The organism is Pseudoalteromonas sp. R86517, from assembly GCF_042466295.1.
GTDB classification, from domain to species: Bacteria; Pseudomonadota; Gammaproteobacteria; order Enterobacterales; family Alteromonadaceae; genus Pseudoalteromonas; species Pseudoalteromonas atlantica.
Genome location: NZ_JAXHCB010000001.1, coordinates 678,394 through 697,143, shown reverse-complemented (window position 1 = coordinate 697,143; position 18,750 = coordinate 678,394). Strand labels below are relative to the sequence as shown.

The 18,750-nt window shown below is 47.5% G+C and carries 1 protein-coding gene; it reads right to left on the bottom strand.

The window, feature by feature from the left end:
* Positions 1 to 94 precede the first annotated feature (94 nt).
* Positions 95 to 18,640, bottom strand: a complete 18,546-nt coding sequence (locus tag SJY38_RS03000; protein ID WP_377109277.1) for an Ig-like domain-containing protein — start codon at positions 18,638 to 18,640, stop codon at positions 95 to 97.
* Positions 18,641 to 18,750: the final 110 nt, after the last annotated feature.

Here is an 18,750-nt window from a genome sequence, read left to right as displayed (position 1 = left end):
AGGTTTACTACTTAGCACAAAATAATAACCACACTTTTGATTAAGTGAGTTTTAGAAACCCACTTCAGCTATTTAACTGAAGTGGGTTACTGATTTAAATATCTGTTTGATTATTACCATTTTCAATTAAGTGTTTAATCATTTCCTCTGATTGATTTTGAACATCAACTGCAGGCGCTGCCTCATCAACACTTCCTCCACTTTGTGCAGGGCTATAAGCAATTGCAGAGCCTTCATCGTCAATCAAAGTATTAAGAGCAACGAGTTGCTCGGTGTCTTCGTCAATAATTACATCATTGATATTAAGGGGCTCTGTAGAGCTCATTGACACCGTTTGATCTGTACTCGATAAAGCACTTACATTACTTAAATTAACAGTTTCTCCTAAAGCATCGCTGGTTACTGCTGCATTTGGCATAGTAGCGCCTAATGCTGCTTCTTCGCTAAACGGCTCAGCGGCTCCTTCTAAGCCAAATGTTGTATCGGTGGCACTTGCACTGCTTCCTGCGCTAGCAAGTTGTGGGTCGTTTCCTTGGTCAATAATATTGTCATTAATATCCTTAATTAAATAATTACCGGCTTCATCAACTGTGATAAAGCGATAATCAGACCAAGAACCTAAATCAAGAACTGATAATAATGAACTCCAATTTCCATTCTCATCAGGTTGAATTTCCATAGCGCTTTCTAGCACATTTAAGTTTAGGTTTAACACCTCAAGGCCAAGTAAATTTGCTCCTACAACATATACACTATTTCCTTCTTCTACTGTGCCTTCTGCAGTTAAACCTATTCCTAGTAAGCCCCAGTAATAGTTAGACACTTCGAAGTCTACCGGCGTTGAGTCAATCACTAACCCAGATAAACTTCCACTTGAAGTAACATTTCCAGATTCATCAGTAGCGGTAGCCGTTACAGTGTATGCCCCATCGAGTAAAGCGTTGTCTGGTGATACGCTCCATACACCTGTCTCACCCGCTGTTGTATCCTTGGTTACCACAGTACCGCTTTCATCTATAAAGCTTACGGTAATATCTTCATTTGCTCCTGCGGTACCGGAGATCTTAGGTGTGCTATCGGCTGTTAATTCTAAACCAGAGTTAATTACTATGCCTGAATCAACTATGCTGCTTATAGATTGCTCGCCAATATTACCTGCATTATCAAGTACGCTTACATCAACACTGTAATTCCCTTCGCTAAGAGGCTGCGAAGCTGTAACACTCCACGACCCATCTGTGTTTACTGTTGTTGAAACATTGTGTGTTTCACCTAGTGCGTCAGTAAACATCACCATAACTGCAGCTCCAGCAAAACTTCCGGTTACCGAGCCTGTAATAGTCGGTGTGGTATCTTGGCCTACTGCAATAGGGTCTATAAATACAATAGGTGCTGTGTAATCAGTACTTGAAACCATGGTATCGCTTGATGAGTTTCCTGCAGCATCACTCACTGTTGCAGTAGCACTAAAACCGCCTTCACTAAGCGGCGTAACAGCTGTGACTGACCAAGTTCCGTTACCTGCCACTTGCGCAGTTAATGTTTGCGAATCACTATTAGCATCAGTAAGTACTACGCTTATGGTTGTACCTGCCGGAGCATCACTTGTACCTGAGATGGTTGGCAGTGAGTTATTCGTAGCTGCAAGTTCATTAATTTCAATTGTAGGCGGAGTTAAGTCAACTATGCCATTAAGACTTGTAGAGCTTGTAAGGTTTAAGTTTTCGACTGTTGCATCAACCGTAAACGCACCTTCAGCTAATGGAATGGTCGGTATTAATGTCCATACACCAGCAATAGCTTGAGTGTTATAGGTTGTTGCATTACCACTGCTATCTGTAATAACCACTTCTACATTACCGTTTATTACATCGGTAGTACCACTAATAGTTGGGGTTGTATCGCTTGTATCTATTATTGGGTTAATTAATAGACTCGGTAAAGTGGTGCTCACAACGCCCGTTTGCGTCACCGTTGCTATATTGCCTGCGTTATCAATACTAATAGCCTCAACGGTTAAATCGCCCTCAGCAAGTAAAGGTGCAACAACAAGCCACGTGCCATCTCCTAATACTGTTGTAGTAACTTCATAAAGTGTGTTTGCAGAGTCGGTAATATTAACAGTTATTAAGCTACCGGTTTCTTCGTCACTGGTGCCAGTAATAGTAGGCGTTAATGTATTAAGTACACCAAAAGCGTCTATTTCTAACGATGGCGGTATGGTATCAATCGTCACTTGCTCAGTAGCAGACTGGCCTAGATTACCCGCAGCATCAGTAATACTTGCAAATACACTATATATACCATCAGGTAGGCTAGTGGTTACTAATGACCACGTGCCATCGCTACCAACAAGGGCATCAAATACTGTTGCGTTGCCGTTACTATCTATCACAGTTACATCAATGTCTGTGCCTTGAGCTTCTTCAGAAGTACCAGAAATAGTTAGAAGGTCAGTATTGCTGATGCTCAACGGTAAAATATCTACCACAGGCACTAACGTATCAACAACAAACTCGAGCGTTTGTGTTACTACATTGCCGGCATCATCAGTGATACTCACGTTGGCAACATGCTGCCCTTCAGTCAGCGCATCAACCTCCAGTGAAAATAGCCCTGCTGCATTCACTGTTGTTGTTAGTACTGAGCCTCCGTCCAGCTGAATCTCTACCACTCCATTAATTAAATCACTGGTCCCTTGAATAATTGGAGTAGAATCTGACGTTGTACCAATCACTTGCAAATTAAGCGTTGGCGAGATGGTATCTACTACACTGCTTAGCAGCTGTGTAGCTGTGATCCCGACTTCACTTAATACATTTACAGTTACAGTAAACACGCCCTCAGCAAGTGATTGAGGAACCTGTACAGTCCATGAATTATCTGCCTGCACTATAGCAACCAAATCTTGTGCTATGTTATCGCTATCTACCACTCTAACTAGCACTTCGGTGCCTGGGGCTTGGTCTGTTGACCCGCTAATTACTGGTAAATCACCCTCGCCAGCTACAAAGTCAACCACCGCATTAAGTAACGGCGTTGAAGCATCTACATCTGCCGTCGTTATAGTGGTGGTGTTACCCGCTTCATCAGTTGCGGAGGCTTCAACAACTGATAAGCCAATAATATTAACCGCTAGGCCTAATAACTCCCAATCACCATTGGCATCGGTGGTTACATCGTAAGTTAAGTTAGCCAAATCGCCTGCTAATTCTAAATTAACGGTGACTGTTTTACCTTCACCTAAATCGGAAGTACCAGATAAAGATACTAGCTGTCCTAATACGAACGAAGGCACAATAGTCAGCTCTGGCCCTACTGTATCTACTTCGCCACCTGTTTTACTATCAACAGAGGTATTTCCTGCGCTATCAGTAATCGTTGCCGAAACACTGTAAACCCCTTCTGCTAATACGTTGTCTGCAGCGGCTTGCCAGTCTCCATTAGCATCCGTTTGTACGGTAATTTGATGCGATGCGCCAGCTGAGTCGGTAAACGTAACGAAAACGTTTGTATTTGGCTCGTTTGATGTGCCACTAATTAATGGCGTGCTGTCTTGGGTAAGTATTAATGAACTTTGATCAATACTAATTTCTGGCGCAATTGTATCTATATTAGCGTTAGTGATATTGCTGCCTGTATTTCCGGCATTATCAGTAATAAATACTTCTACTGAATATGCCCCTTGCGAAAGACTATTGCTTGCCTCTACTGACCAAGTTCCACCGGCTTGCACCGTTGTATTGACTGTATGCGCATTACCTTGGAAGTCGGTAAATACCACAGCAACCACATCTCCTACGGCTGCACCTGTTACACTGCCAGAAACGCTAGGTGTTAAATCTGTACTACCTACAATATCGTTAATGCTAACCACTGGTGCGGTTATATCAACCACACCGGTAGTGCTAGTATTTACAGGGTTGCCCGCGGTATCACTTGTTGATGCAGTAACAGTATACGTGCCTTCGCTAAGCGATAAAGGAGCTGCAACTGACCATGTGCCATTTGCACCTACTGTGGCATTAACTGTTTGCTCGGCGCCTAAGCTATCTGTAATCAAAATAGCGACTATGGCGCCTTGTGGGGCTGTACTTGTACCTGAAATTGTAGGCGTTGTATCATTACTCGTTAGTAGCGGTGTAATATTCAATTCTGGGGCTGTTAAATCTATCAGCCCTGTATCTGTTGCACTGCTGGTTAAGCCACCTTCAGTCACATTGGCTGAAACAGTAAACGTGCCCTCAGGAAGGATATTTGTCGCATCTACACTCCATGCATTATCAGTTACAGTTGTTGTAACCGTGTGCGAGACATTATTAATATCGGTAATTGTAACCGTAACTAGCGTACCATTTGCAGCACTACTTGACCCAGAAAGCGTAGGTGTTTGATCGTTTGTATCAACAATAGTGTTTATATTAATGGTAGGTGCATTAGTATTAAGCGTGGCAGTAGCATTTGCTTCACTACTGTTACCTGCAGTATCAGTAATACTTGCTGAAACTGTCACTTGTCCATCAGTTAATGGCGTGGTTACATCAACACTCCACACTCCGCCTGCTCCCACAGTCGTTGCGTAGGTATCAGTGCTATCACCATCAGTAATTGTGACATTAATTGTAGTACCTTCAACCTCATTAGATGTACCTGAAATAGTAGGCGTGCTGCTATTAATTGTACCTAATGCGTCAATGGTAATGGTTGGTGCTTGAGTATCAACAAGCCCTGTTCCAGTCGCTGAACCTGTATTATTAGCATCGTCGGTAATACTAACAACAACACTGTAATTTCCTTCAGGTAAATTAGGCGCTGTTGTTTGCCAATTACCATTTGCATCAACCGTAGCGGCTAACGTATGCGTATCACCATTACTATCTGTAATAACAATATCTACATTTGTGCCAGTAGGTTCACCAGATGTACCACTAATAACTGGCGTATCTGTGTTAAATACGGTTATGTCGTCCAATGCGACTATTGGTATCTGAGTATCAATTGTTAAGTCGATTGTTGTGTTAGTGATATTATTGGCGTCGTCAGCAACATTAATTTGCGCCGTATAGTTACCATCTGTAAGTGCAGTTGGTACCTCTACCTGCCAATTTCCATCAGCATCTACTACCGCAAAAAAGGTTTGGCCATCAATGCTAATTATTACATCAGCACCTATAGCATCACTGGTGCCTGATAGGGTTGGCGTTGTATCTGCTGTAGTGTCGATAGGATTAACGCTAAGAGTAGGTGCTATGCTGTCTATTTCACCTTGTGCTTGCTCAGTGGTTAAATTACCCACATCGTCTCTTACCTCTGCGGTAACAGTGTACTGCCCTTGTGCTAACTCGGTTGGCACTTCAACAGACCAACTTCCATTAGCTTGAACTATGGCCGTAAACTGCTGGCTTTGACCTGCACTATCTACGACGGTTAGTTCTACCTCGGTTCCTTGAACCATATCAGTAACACCAGAGATCACAGGCGTTGCATCGTTCGATAAGGCATCAACAGTCACAGTGAGCGCAGGTGCTTCATTATCAAAATTAAGTGAGTTGACGCTCGCAACATTGCCGGCTGCATCACTTGCAGTTGCAGTAACATACGCAAGACTAAGCAAAGGTACTGTTATGTTGGCAAGTCCCCATGTGCCATCAGCATTCGTGGTAGCAGTGTACGTTGCGCCCACTAAACCACCGACTAAATACTCGGTAATTGTGATCACTGACCCTTCTGGTAAATCAGAATCCCCAGAAAGAGAGACTAAATTGCCTAGGGCAAACGAAGGAATGATCTCTAAAGTCGGTGGAGTTACATCCACTTCGCCGCTGTCTGTCCCTGTGCCCGTGTTGCCCGCTGCATCCGTGATGCTCGCGCTCACACTGTAGTTTCCTTCGGCTAAATCAGTCGCTGGGGTGGCACTCCAATTACCATTCGCATCAGTTTGTACATCAATAGTTTGTACGGCATTGGCTGCATCGGTAAAGGTTATCGTAACGGTGCTGTTTGGTGCATCACTGGTGCCCGTAACCGTTGGGGTGCTGTCGTTGGTGAGCGCTGGTGCATCCACACTCACACTTGGCGCGGTGGTATCAATATTACCGCTGCCGGTGATATCAGTGCTGTTACCTGCATCATCGCTAATGCTGGCCTCAATGCTGTACGGTCCTTCTGCAAGTGCCGTCGGGACTTCCACTGAGAAATTGCCGCTCGCATCCACGGTGGTGGTAAAAGTTTGCTCGACTCCTAAATCATCGATAACCGTAAAGGTGATCACGGTGCCTTCAACCGCATCACTGGTGCCGCTTAGAGTCGGTGTAACATCATTACTTGAACCTGGGCTGGTTAAATCAAGCGTTGCCGCAATGGTATCAACCTCCCCTGCGCCTGTGGCGGTCGCTGTGTTATCCGCTGCATCGCTTACGCTTGCACTTACGGTATAACTGCCCTCAGCAAGGGCTGTTGTAACCGGCACTGACCATGTACCAGTTGCGCCCACTGTGGCGGTAATGGTTTGCGCTGCACCGGCATTGTCTGTCACAACAATTGTCACTTCACTGCCTTGTGGCGCATCACTTGTGCCGGAGATTGTCGGTGTTGTGTCGTTGCTAACGCCGTTATCTGTAATAACAAGGCTCGGTGGGGTTAAATCAATCTCACCGGTTTCGCTCGCGCTGCCGATATTACCCAGACCATCGTCAACTTCTGCGGTCACTGTGTATTCGCCTTCAGCTAATTCACTCGGCGCAGCAACGCTCCACACGCCACCGGTTACGGTGGTATCAACAGTCGTAATATTCCCCGCGCTATCTTCAAACGTTAGGCTAATGGTGGTGCCATCGGCTGCATCACTTGTCCCATTAATTGTTGGCGTGGTGTCGTTGGTATCAACCAAGGTATTAATGCTAATGCTTGGCGCGGTGGTGTTCAGCGTGGCGGTTTCACTAACCGTAGTGGTGTTACCAGCGTTGTCGCTCACACTGGCTTCAATGGTCAGCTCACCATCAACCAGAGCATTTGGTACATCGGCTGACCAGCTGCCACCCGCTTGGACTGTGGCTGTAAAGGTTTCGGTGGTAATGCCATCGCTGACGCTGATGCTAATTACCGTGCCGGCTGGTGCATTCGTGGTACCACTAATAGTTGGCGTGCTGTCGTTGGTAGCGCCCACAGTATCGAGTGTCAGTGTCGGTGCAAGGCTATCAAGGGTGCCCGATTGCGTAGCGCCGCCTGTATTGCCCGCCGCATCCGTAATGCTGGCTTGGACACTGTAGCTGCCATCAGGTAATTCTGGGCTGATTGCTTGCCAGTTGCCGTTGACATCAACGGTGGCGGTGAGTGGTGTTTCATCGCCATTACTGTCGGTGATTACAATATTTACAACTGTGCCTTCTGGCTCAGTTGAAGTACCACTAATAAGTGGCGTACTGTCGTTGCCAAGTCCCAGTGCATCCACGGTTACAACCGGGGTAATGGTATCTACATTGCCACTGCTGTTGGCGGTGCTCTCAGTGCCGGCGGCATCAGTAATACTCGCCGTTACAGTAAAGTCGCCTTGTGCCAGCGCACTGGGCACTTCAATATCCCAATGCCCATCCGTACCAACGGTGGTGGTAATGGTTTGCACAACGCCATCACTGTCGGTCACGGTGAGTGTTACCGTGCCGCCAATTTCGTTACTGGTGCCTTGTAATGTCGGGGTTAAGTCGTTTATATCGCCTACATTTTGTATCGTAAGCGTTGGCGCTTGCGTGTCGATAGTCGTGGTTTCACTCACGGTGGTTTCGTTGCCTACGCTGTCGCGTACGCTCACTTCAATTGTGCTTTCACCTTCACTGAGTGGTGTCGCTGGGGTGGCGCTCCACTCGCCGTTGGCATCAACAAGGGCGGTAATGGTTTGTGGGTTACCGTCACTGTCGGTCACCACAATCGTGACTTGTGCGCCTTCGCCTGCGTCACTTGTGCCGCTGATTATAGGCGTGTTGCTATTGCTTTGTGCATCCACCTCAACTGTGAGTGTAGGTGGTGTGTTATCAAAGTCATCTGAGCTGATTGTGCGTGTGTTCCCTGCTGCATCTGTGGCTGTGGCAATCACAGAGCCTACATCCAGTAGTGATACATCAAGCCCCACCAAAGACCAATTACCGTTGGCATCGGTTGTGGTGGTATAAGTTACACCCACTCCCCCGCCAATGAGTTGTTCGGTGATGGTAATTTCGCTGCCTGCTGGCAGGTCAGACGTACCACTGAGGGTAACCAATAAACCAAGCTCGAAGGTTGGCGTAAAGGCAAGAGCCGGTGGAGTTACATCCACTTCACCGCTGTCTGTTCCTGTGCCCGTGTTACCCGCTGCATCCGTGATGCTAGCACTGACACTGTAACTCCCTTCGGCTAAATCCGTCGCTGGGGTGGCACTCCAATTACCATTGGCATCGGTTTGTACATCAATAGTTTGTACGGCATTGGCTGCATCGGTAAAGGTTACCGTGACGGTGCTGTTTGGTGCATCACTGGTGCCCGTTACAGTTGGCGTGCTGTCGTTGGTGAGCGCTGGTGCATCCACACTCACACTTGGCGCGGTGGTATCGATGTTACCGCTGCCGGTGATATCAGTGCTGTTACCTGCATCATCGCTAATGCTGGCCTCAATGCTGTAAGGCCCTTCTGCAAGTGCCGTCGGGACTTCCACTGAGAAATTGCCGCTCGCATCCACGGTGGTGGTAAAAGTTTGCTCGACTCCTAAATCATCGATAACCGTAAAGGTGATCACGGTGCCTTCAACCGCATCACTGGTGCCGCTTAGAGTCGGTGTAACATCATTACTTGAACCTGGGCTGGTTAAATCAAGCGTTGCCGCAATGGTATCAACCTCCCCTGCGCCTGTGGCGGTCGCTGTGTTATCCGCTGCATCGCTTACGCTTGCACTTACGGTATAACTGCCCTCAGCAAGGGCTGTTGTAACCGGCACTGACCATGTACCAGTTGCGCCCACTGTGGCGGTAATGGTTTGCGCTGCACCGGCATTGTCTGTCACAACAATTGTCACTTCACTGCCTTGTGGCGCATCACTTGTGCCGGAGATTGTCGGTGTTGTGTCGTTGCTAACGCCGTTATCTGTAATAACAAGGCTCGGTGGGGTTAAATCAATCTCACCGGTTTCGCTCGCGCTGCCGATATTACCCAGACCATCGTCAACTTCTGCGGTCACTGTGTATTCGCCTTCAGCTAATTCACTCGGCGCAGCAACGCTCCACACGCCACCGGTTACGGTGGTATCAACAGTCGTAATATTCCCCGCGCTATCTTCAAACGTTAGGCTAATGGTGGTGCCATCGGCTGCATCACTTGTCCCATTAATTGTTGGCGTGGTGTCGTTGGTATCAACCAAGGTATTAATGCTAATGCTTGGCGCGGTGGTGTTCAGCGTGGCGGTTTCACTAACCGTAGTGGTGTTACCAGCGTTGTCGCTCACACTGGCTTCAATGGTCAGCTCACCATCAACCAGAGCATTTGGTACATCGGCTGACCAGCTGCCACCCGCTTGGACTGTGGCTGTAAAGGTTTCGGTGGTAATGCCATCGCTGACGCTGATGCTAATTACCGTGCCGGCTGGTGCATTCGTGGTACCACTAATAGTTGGCGTGCTGTCGTTGGTAGCGCCCACAGTATCGAGTGTCAGTGTCGGTGCAAGGCTATCAAGGGTGCCCGATTGCGTAGCGCCGCCTGTATTGCCCGCCGCATCCGTAATGCTGGCTTGGACACTGTAGCTGCCATCAGGTAATTCTGGGCTGATTGCTTGCCAGTTGCCGTTGACATCAACGGTGGCGGTGAGTGGTGTTTCATCGCCATTACTGTCGGTGATTACAATATTTACAACTGTGCCTTCTGGCTCAGTTGAAGTACCACTAATAAGTGGCGTACTGTCGTTGCCAAGTCCCAGTGCATCCACGGTTACAACCGGGGTAATGGTATCTACATTGCCACTGCTGTTGGCGGTGCTCTCAGTGCCGGCGGCATCAGTAATACTCGCCGTTACAGTAAAGTCGCCTTGTGCCAGCGCACTGGGCACTTCAATATCCCAATGCCCATCCGTACCAACGGTGGTGGTAATGGTTTGCACAACGCCATCACTGTCGGTCACGGTGAGTGTTACCGTGCCGCCAATTTCGTTACTGGTGCCTTGTAATGTCGGGGTTAAGTCGTTTATATCGCCTACATTTTGTATCGTAAGCGTTGGCGCTTGCGTGTCGATAGTCGTGGTTTCACTCACGGTGGTTTCGTTGCCTACGCTGTCGCGTACGCTCACTTCAATTGTGCTTTCACCTTCACTGAGTGGTGTCGCTGGGGTGGCGCTCCACTCGCCGTTGGCATCAACAAGGGCGGTAATGGTTTGTGGGTTACCGTCACTGTCGGTCACCACAATCGTGACTTGTGCGCCTTCGCCTGCGTCACTTGTGCCGCTGATTATAGGCGTGTTGCTATTGCTTTGTGCATCCACCTCAACTGTGAGTGTAGGTGGTGTGTTATCAAAGTCATCTGAGCTGATTGTGCGTGTGTTCCCTGCTGCATCTGTGGCTGTGGCAATCACAGAGCCTACATCCAGTAGTGATACATCAAGCCCCACCAAAGACCAATTACCGTTGGCATCGGTTGTGGTGGTATAAGTTACACCCACTCCCCCGCCAATGAGTTGTTCGGTGATGGTAATTTCGCTGCCTGCTGGCAGGTCAGACGTACCACTGAGGGTAACCAATAAACCAAGCTCGAAGGTTGGCGTAAAGGCAAGAGCCGGTGGAGTTACATCCACTTCACCGCTGTCTGTTCCTGTGCCCGTGTTACCCGCTGCATCCGTGATGCTAGCACTGACACTGTAACTCCCTTCGGCTAAATCCGTCGCTGGGGTGGCACTCCAATTACCATTGGCATCGGTTTGTACATCAATAGTTTGTACGGCATTGGCTGCATCGGTAAAGGTTACCGTGACGGTGCTGTTTGGTGCATCACTGGTGCCCGTTACAGTTGGCGTGCTGTCGTTGGTGAGCGCTGGTGCATCCACACTCACACTTGGCGCGGTGGTATCGATGTTACCGCTGCCGGTGATATCAGTGCTGTTACCTGCATCATCGCTAATGCTGGCCTCAATGCTGTAAGGCCCTTCTGCAAGTGCCGTCGGGACTTCCACTGAGAAATTGCCGCTCGCATCCACGGTGGTGGTAAAAGTTTGCTCGACTCCTAAATCATCGATAACCGTAAAGGTGATCACGGTGCCTTCAACCGCATCACTGGTGCCGCTTAGAGTCGGTGTAACATCATTACTTGAACCTGGGCTGGTTAAATCAAGCGTTGCCGCAATGGTATCAACCTCCCCTGCGCCTGTGGCGGTCGCTGTGTTATCCGCTGCATCGCTTACGCTTGCACTTACGGTATAACTGCCCTCAGCAAGGGCTGTTGTAACCGGCACTGACCATGTACCAGTTGCGCCCACTGTGGCGGTAATGGTTTGCGCTGCACCGGCATTGTCTGTCACAACAATTGTCACTTCACTGCCTTGTGGCGCATCACTTGTGCCGGAGATTGTCGGTGTTGTGTCGTTGCTAACGCCGTTATCTGTAATAACAAGGCTCGGTGGGGTTAAATCAATCTCACCGGTTTCGCTCGCGCTGCCGATATTACCCAGACCATCGTCAACTTCTGCGGTCACTGTGTATTCGCCTTCAGCTAATTCACTCGGCGCAGCAACGCTCCACACGCCACCGGTTACGGTGGTATCAACAGTCGTAATATTCCCCGCGCTATCTTCAAACGTTAGGCTAATGGTGGTGCCATCGGCTGCATCACTTGTCCCATTAATTGTTGGCGTGGTGTCGTTGGTATCAACCAAGGTATTAATGCTAATGCTTGGCGCGGTGGTGTTCAGCGTGGCGGTTTCACTAACCGTAGTGGTGTTACCAGCGTTGTCGCTCACACTGGCTTCAATGGTCAGCTCACCATCAACCAGAGCATTTGGTACATCGGCTGACCAGCTGCCACCCGCTTGGACTGTGGCTGTAAAGGTTTCGGTGGTAATGCCATCGCTGACGCTGATGCTAATTACCGTGCCGGCTGGTGCATTCGTGGTACCACTAATAGTTGGCGTGCTGTCGTTGGTAGCGCCCACAGTATCGAGTGTCAGTGTCGGTGCAAGGCTATCAAGGGTGCCCGATTGCGTAGCGCCTCCTGTATTGCCCGCCGCATCCGTAATACTGGCTTGTACACTGTAGCTGCCTTCTGGTAATTCAGGGCTGGTTGCTTGCCAGTTGCCGTTGGCATCAACGGTGGCGGTGAGCGGTGTTTCATCGCCATTACTGTCGGTGATTACAATGTTTACAACTGTGCCTTCTGGCTCAGTTGAAGTACCACTAATAAGTGGAGTACTGTCGTTGCCAAGTCCCAGTGCATCCACGGTTACAACCGGGGTAATGGTATCTACATTGCCACTGCTGTTGGCGGTACTCTCATTGCCTGCGGCATCAGTAATACTGGCTGTTACAGTAAAGTCACCTTGTGCCAGGGCACTGGGCACTTCAATATCCCAATGCCCATCCGTACCAACGCTGGTGGTAATGGTTTGCACAGCGCCATCACTGTCAGTCACGGTGAGTGTTACCGTGCCGCCAATTTCGTTACTGGTGCCTTGTAATGTCGGGGTTAAGTCATTTACATCACCCACGGTTTGCATGGTTAATGTGGGCGCTTGCGTATCTAAAGTAATTGTATCGGTTACTGTTGTTGTGTTTCCTGCTTCATCAGACACGCTCACTTCGATGGTGTTATCACCTTCATTCAAGTCTGTTTGAGGGGTTACTTCCCAATTTCCATTGGCATCTACTGTGGTTGTTAGTGTTTGTTCAACACCGTTTTCATCACTGATCACTACAGTAATCGATGTACCTACATCGGCATCACTCGTGCCTGAAATAGTCGGTGTTGTATCATTGGTTACAGCATCAAAATCAACGGTTAAACTTGGCCCCGCAGTATCAATATTACCGGTTGCTGTATCTAAAGCACTATTGCCTGCAGCATCAGAAACCTCTGCCTGTACAGTATAATCCCCTGAAGCTAACTCTTGAGAAAGCTCTACACTCCAATTCCCTTGTGCATCCGTTGTCGTATTAAACGAGCGAACAACTCCTTGCGAATCTGTAACAGTCAAGCTTATTACAGTGCCAGATACAACGCCTGTAGTATTACCAGCAATAATTGGTGTTGTATCATTACTGGTTTCTAGATCGTTAATTTGTATGGTTGGCGGCGTAATATCAATTACAGCATCAAGTTCTGCTATGGCTGAACCACCGCCTAAATCAGTTACTGTTGCACTGATTGATACACTTCCCTCAGGTAAATCGGCTGGCGGAGTAACACTCCACTGTCCGTTTGCATCAACAACCGTAGTTAAGGTAATAGTCGCACCTGTAGAGCCTGTGATCTGAACTTCAACAGACGAACCTACTTCTGCATTAAATGTATCACCGCTTATTTGTGGGGTTTGATCGTTGGTTTCACCAATCACATCAATAGTGATAGTTAACGCACTTGTATCAATAGTACCAGAGGCGCTTGCAGTACCTTCATTGCCAGCGTTATCGCTAACAATAGCATCAACAGTATAGCTACCTTCAGCTAAAGCTACGGGTACTTCAACTGTCCAACTTCCATCTGCAATGACTTGTGCGGTGATTGTTTGCACTGCACCATTTGCGTCCGTTAAAGTTAAAGTAACAGTTGAGCCTGTAGGTTCCCCGCTTACCGTACCTGATAGAGTTGGTGTAGTATCACTTGTATCACCTAGCGCATTTATTGTCACAACCGGCGCTGTTGTATCAACTTCACCTGTGGTGGTGACTGTGGTTTCATTACCTGCGTTATCGGTTACCGATACCTCAACGGTAAATTCACCTTCACTTAGCTCATTTGGTACATCTACACTAAAGGTGCCATCGGCTTGCACTTCGGTAGTAATGATTTGTGGGTTACCCGCTTCATCCGTCACAGTAATCGTAACAACGGTGCCCTCAGGCTCGCCCGTGGCAGACCCTGAAATAGTCGGTGTGGTGTCGTTTGTATCACCCACGGGATCTATTATTACTGTAGGCGCTGCGGTATCAACCTCACCTGTGGTAGTTGCTGTAGTTTCATTACCTGCGTTATCGGTTACCGATACCTCAACGGTAAATTCACCTTCACTTAGCTCATTCGGTACATCTACACTAAAGGTGCCATCGGCTTGCACTTCGGTAGTAATGGTTTGTGGGTTACCCGCTTCATCCGTCACGGTGATCGTAACAACTGTGCCCTCAGGCTCACCCGTGGCAGACCCTGAAATAGTGGGTGTGGTGTCGTTTGTATCACCCACCGGATCAATTAACACTGTAGGCGCTGCGGTATCAACCTCACCTGTGGTGGTTGCTGTGGCTTCATTACCTGCGTTATCGGTTACCGATACCTCAACGGTAAATTCACCTTCACTTAGCTCATTGGGTACATCCACACTAAAGGTGCCATCGGCTTGCACTTCGGTAGTAATGGTTTGTGGGTTACCCGCTTCATCCGTCACGGTGATCGTAACAACGGTGCCCTCTGGCTCGCCCGTTGCAGACCCTGAAATAGTCGGTGTGGTGTCGTTTGTATCACCCACCGGGTCAATTAACACTGTGGGCGCTGCGGTATCAACTTCGCCTGTGGTAGTGGCTGTGGTTTCATTACCTGCGTTGTCGGTTACCGATACCTCAATGGTAAATTCACCTTCACTTAGCTCATTCGGTACATCTACACTAAAGGTGCCATCGGCTTGCACTTCGGTAGTAATGGTTTGCAGGTTACCCGCTTCATCAGTTACAGTAATCGTAACAACTGTGCCCTCAGGCTCACCCGTGGCAGACCCTGAAATAGTCGGTGTGGTGTCGTTAGTATCACCCACGGGATCTATTATTACTGTAGGCGCTGCGGTATCTACTTCACCTGTGGTGGTGGCTGTAGTTTCATTACCTGCATTATCGGTTACCGATACCTCAACGGTAAATTCACCTTCACTTAGCTCATTCGGTACATCCACACTGAAGGTGCCATCGGCTTGCACTTCGGTAGTAATGGTTTGTGGGTTACCCGCTTCATCCGTCACGGTGATCGTAACAACTGTGCCCTCTGGCTCGCCCATGGCAGACCCTGAAATAGTGGGTGTGGTGTCGTTTGTATCACCCACCGGATCAATTGTTAGTGTGGGCGCTGCAGTATCTATAACGCCTGTAGTTGTGGCTGAGGCTTCATTTCCAGCTGCATCCATGGCTGTGGCCGTTATTGTAAACTCCCCCTCAGCAATTGCAGTCGTTGCACCTACTTGCCAAGAACCATCTTCTGTAACAACTGCCGTTAAGGTTTGCGAATCACCATTAGAGTCTGTTACTAATACAGTGATCAAGCTACCTGGCTCTACATCAGTTGTGGTACCACTAAATACAGGTGTTGAATCGTTAGAGTCAGTAAAGTCATTTACACTAATAGTTGGTGCGGTTAAATCTATAGTGCCAGTTTGTGAGTCTTGCGCGCTATTACCAGCACTATCACTTACATTTGCCACCACACTAAACTCACCCTCAGCTAATGCTTGTGGGACATCTATACTCCATGTGCCATCACCATTTATAGCAGTGACAAATTGCTGCTCAGCGCCAGCATCATCAGTCACAATCACTGTAACCACACTACCTGCAGCTAAACCTTGAGTAGAGCCGCTTATAGTAGGCGTTGTATCGTTTGTATCACCAATATTATCTATAGTTACGCTAGGTGCGGTTAAATCTATGGTGCCAGTAACCGTTGCTGTACTGCTATTGCCTGCTTCGTCACTTACACTTGCAGTAACTGTAAAGTCACCTTCGCTAAGCTCATTAAGTATATCGGCGCTATAGTTTCCATCGGCATTAGTAACCGCTGTAATAGTTTGTTGATTACCGTCACTATCGGTTATTAATAAGGTAACCTCAGTACCTTGAGGTACATCTACTACGCTACCTGTCACACTCGGTGTTGTATCGTTTGTATCTGTAATTGGGTTAATAGTAATCGCAGGATCAGTTAAATCTATTTCCCCTACTTCTGTTGCAGAGGCAGTATTGCCAGCAGCATCGGTTACTGTTGCAACCACCGTAAATTGCCCCTCTACCAACTCCTCGGTTGCTTCGATTGACCACGAACCATCAGCATTTGTGGTTACTTGCACAGTTTCTGTTGCGCCATCGCTGCCTGTAAAGGTAACAGTAACAACCGCACCTGCGTCAACATCTTGCGTAGTACCACTAATTGTTGGAGTGGTATCATTAGTATCAATAATAAAATTAATACTTACTGTTAAATCTACATTACCGACCGTACTTGCTTGTGCCTCATTACCCGCATCGTCTATAACGGCTGCAACTACGGTAAAATCCCCTTCAGGCAGAGGCTCTGTAACTTGAGCGCTCCAAGAACCATCTTCTTGAGTGACAGCTAAAAGATTAAAAGTACTGCCATCACTTGCGGTAATAGTTAAGGTTATAGTAGTACCAGCAGGCACGTTACCGGTATTACCGCTTAAAAATGGCGTGGTATCGTTTGTATCTGCAATAGAGTCAATTTGAATGGAAATAGGGGCAAATGTAACTTCACCACTTGTTTGCGCGGATGCTTCGTTACCCGCAGGGTCACTCACTGTAGCGGTAACACTAAACTCTCCGCCAGGGATAGCGTTGGGCGATTCAACACTCCACGTGCCATCAGCCTCAAGTGTCGTTGTTAAGGTTTGTATATTACCGTCGCTATCGGTTACTAAAACAGTAATTACAGAGCCCTCTGGTGCCCCTTCAACACGCCCAACAAAAGTAGGCGTTGTGTCATTAGTGTCTGCAATGGCCGTAACCGTTATCTCAGGGCTAGTTAAATCAACTAACCCTTGCTCTACAGCTTGTGCTTCATTACCTGCTGTGTCGGTCACGGTTGCATTAACTTCAAACTCACCTTGTGCTAAAGGTGTAGAAACACTTACAGACCAGCTGCCATCATCATCTGTTTGCGTTAACAGCGTTTGAACTTGCCCATTAATATCGGTAATAACCACGGTAATTACCGAGCCTGCTGGCACATCTTGCGCAGAGCCAGTAATAATTGGGGTTGTATCTTGCGTATCGGCAATCGCATTAATTTCTACAATTGGCGCCGTTAAGTCAATAACTCCAGCATCACTTGCAAGTGCTTGGTTGCCTACGCTATCACTCACCTGCGCATCAACAGTAAAATCACCTTCTGGTAGTGCCACACCCACATCAACAGCCCAACTACCATCTTCATCGGTAATGGCTGTTAAAAGCTGCACTTCGCCTGCACTGTCGGTTACTGTGATTGTTACTTCAGTACCTTGTGGCACACCGGTTGTAGTACCGGTTAATGGCGGCGTAGCATTATTAGTTTCACCCGCTACTGTAACTGTAATTTCTGGAGCGGTTAAATCAATACTCGCAACAGCTTGGTCAATTGCTTGGTTACCAGCGGCATCAACTGCTACTGCGTTAACATTAAACTCCCCTTCTGCTAAAGGCGATGTAGTGGTAATACTCCAATTACCTTGTGCATCAACTTGTGTAACAATTGTTTGTTGTGTGCCTGTGCTATCGGTAAGAGTTACAGAGACGTTGTCGCCAGTATTCAAACCCGCTACCGACCCCGTAACCGTTACTGTCTGAGATGCAGAGTCTGCAACAGGGTCAATATTAATTACTGGCGCGGTGGTATCTATTTCAATAGAAATAGCATCGTTAAACGCATTACCATCTGGATCGGTGGCTTCTACAACTACGCTCACGGGTCCATCGGCTATCGGGTTAGGCAATGTAATTTCAAACGTGCCATCTGGGCCAATAACCGCGCTTACTACTTGAGAGTTACCATTTTCATCTGTCACAGTAATATTTACTGTTTCACCCACTAAGTTTTCACTTGTACCACTAATTGTTGGCTGAGATGAATTAGTTAAACCTACCTCATTTAATGATATAGACGCGGTGCCATCATCAGGAACTACCCCATCAGAGGTGTCGCGAATATTTAGCGCTTCTGTAGAATCAGGAGCAAAGCTTGAATCAAATGCAACGCTATTAGGGTTAACCCCCTCCGCAATACGTGTAAGCTGAACAAATGAGCTTCCTCCACCAGAGCCCGCACCACCAGCACCACCTGCGGCTGTTGCTTCTAAATTATCTAAAATATCACCATCGCCCTCTAAGGCATCTAAAAAGTCAGTAACATCAGAATTAGCCGCCGTTTGGTCATCGTTATTATCATTTTGTTCTAAGCTTGCAATGGCCGCATCTAGGCTTTCGTCAAACACTGTGGTTTCGCTGCTATCGCGGGTTTCTTGTGCTAATAAATCAGGGGTGATCTTTACGTTTTGATTAGCAGGAATCGACAGTGTTTCTCCTTGCACATCAATTGTTAGCGATGAATTATCGGCGGTAACCACTAAATCGCCCACAGTAATAGTATCGCCCACTTCAAGTGGCTTAATTGTGCCATCTTCTAAAACAACACCAGCAGACCCTTTTAAGTCTATTACTAATAATTGATTAGATTCCATTTTACTTACCTCAAACATAAGAATTAAAAACTATTAATTAAAATGTAGAACAGCAAAACGCATTAGATACTGTACTCAAGTACAGTTTTTAAAAAAACATTAAAAATAAA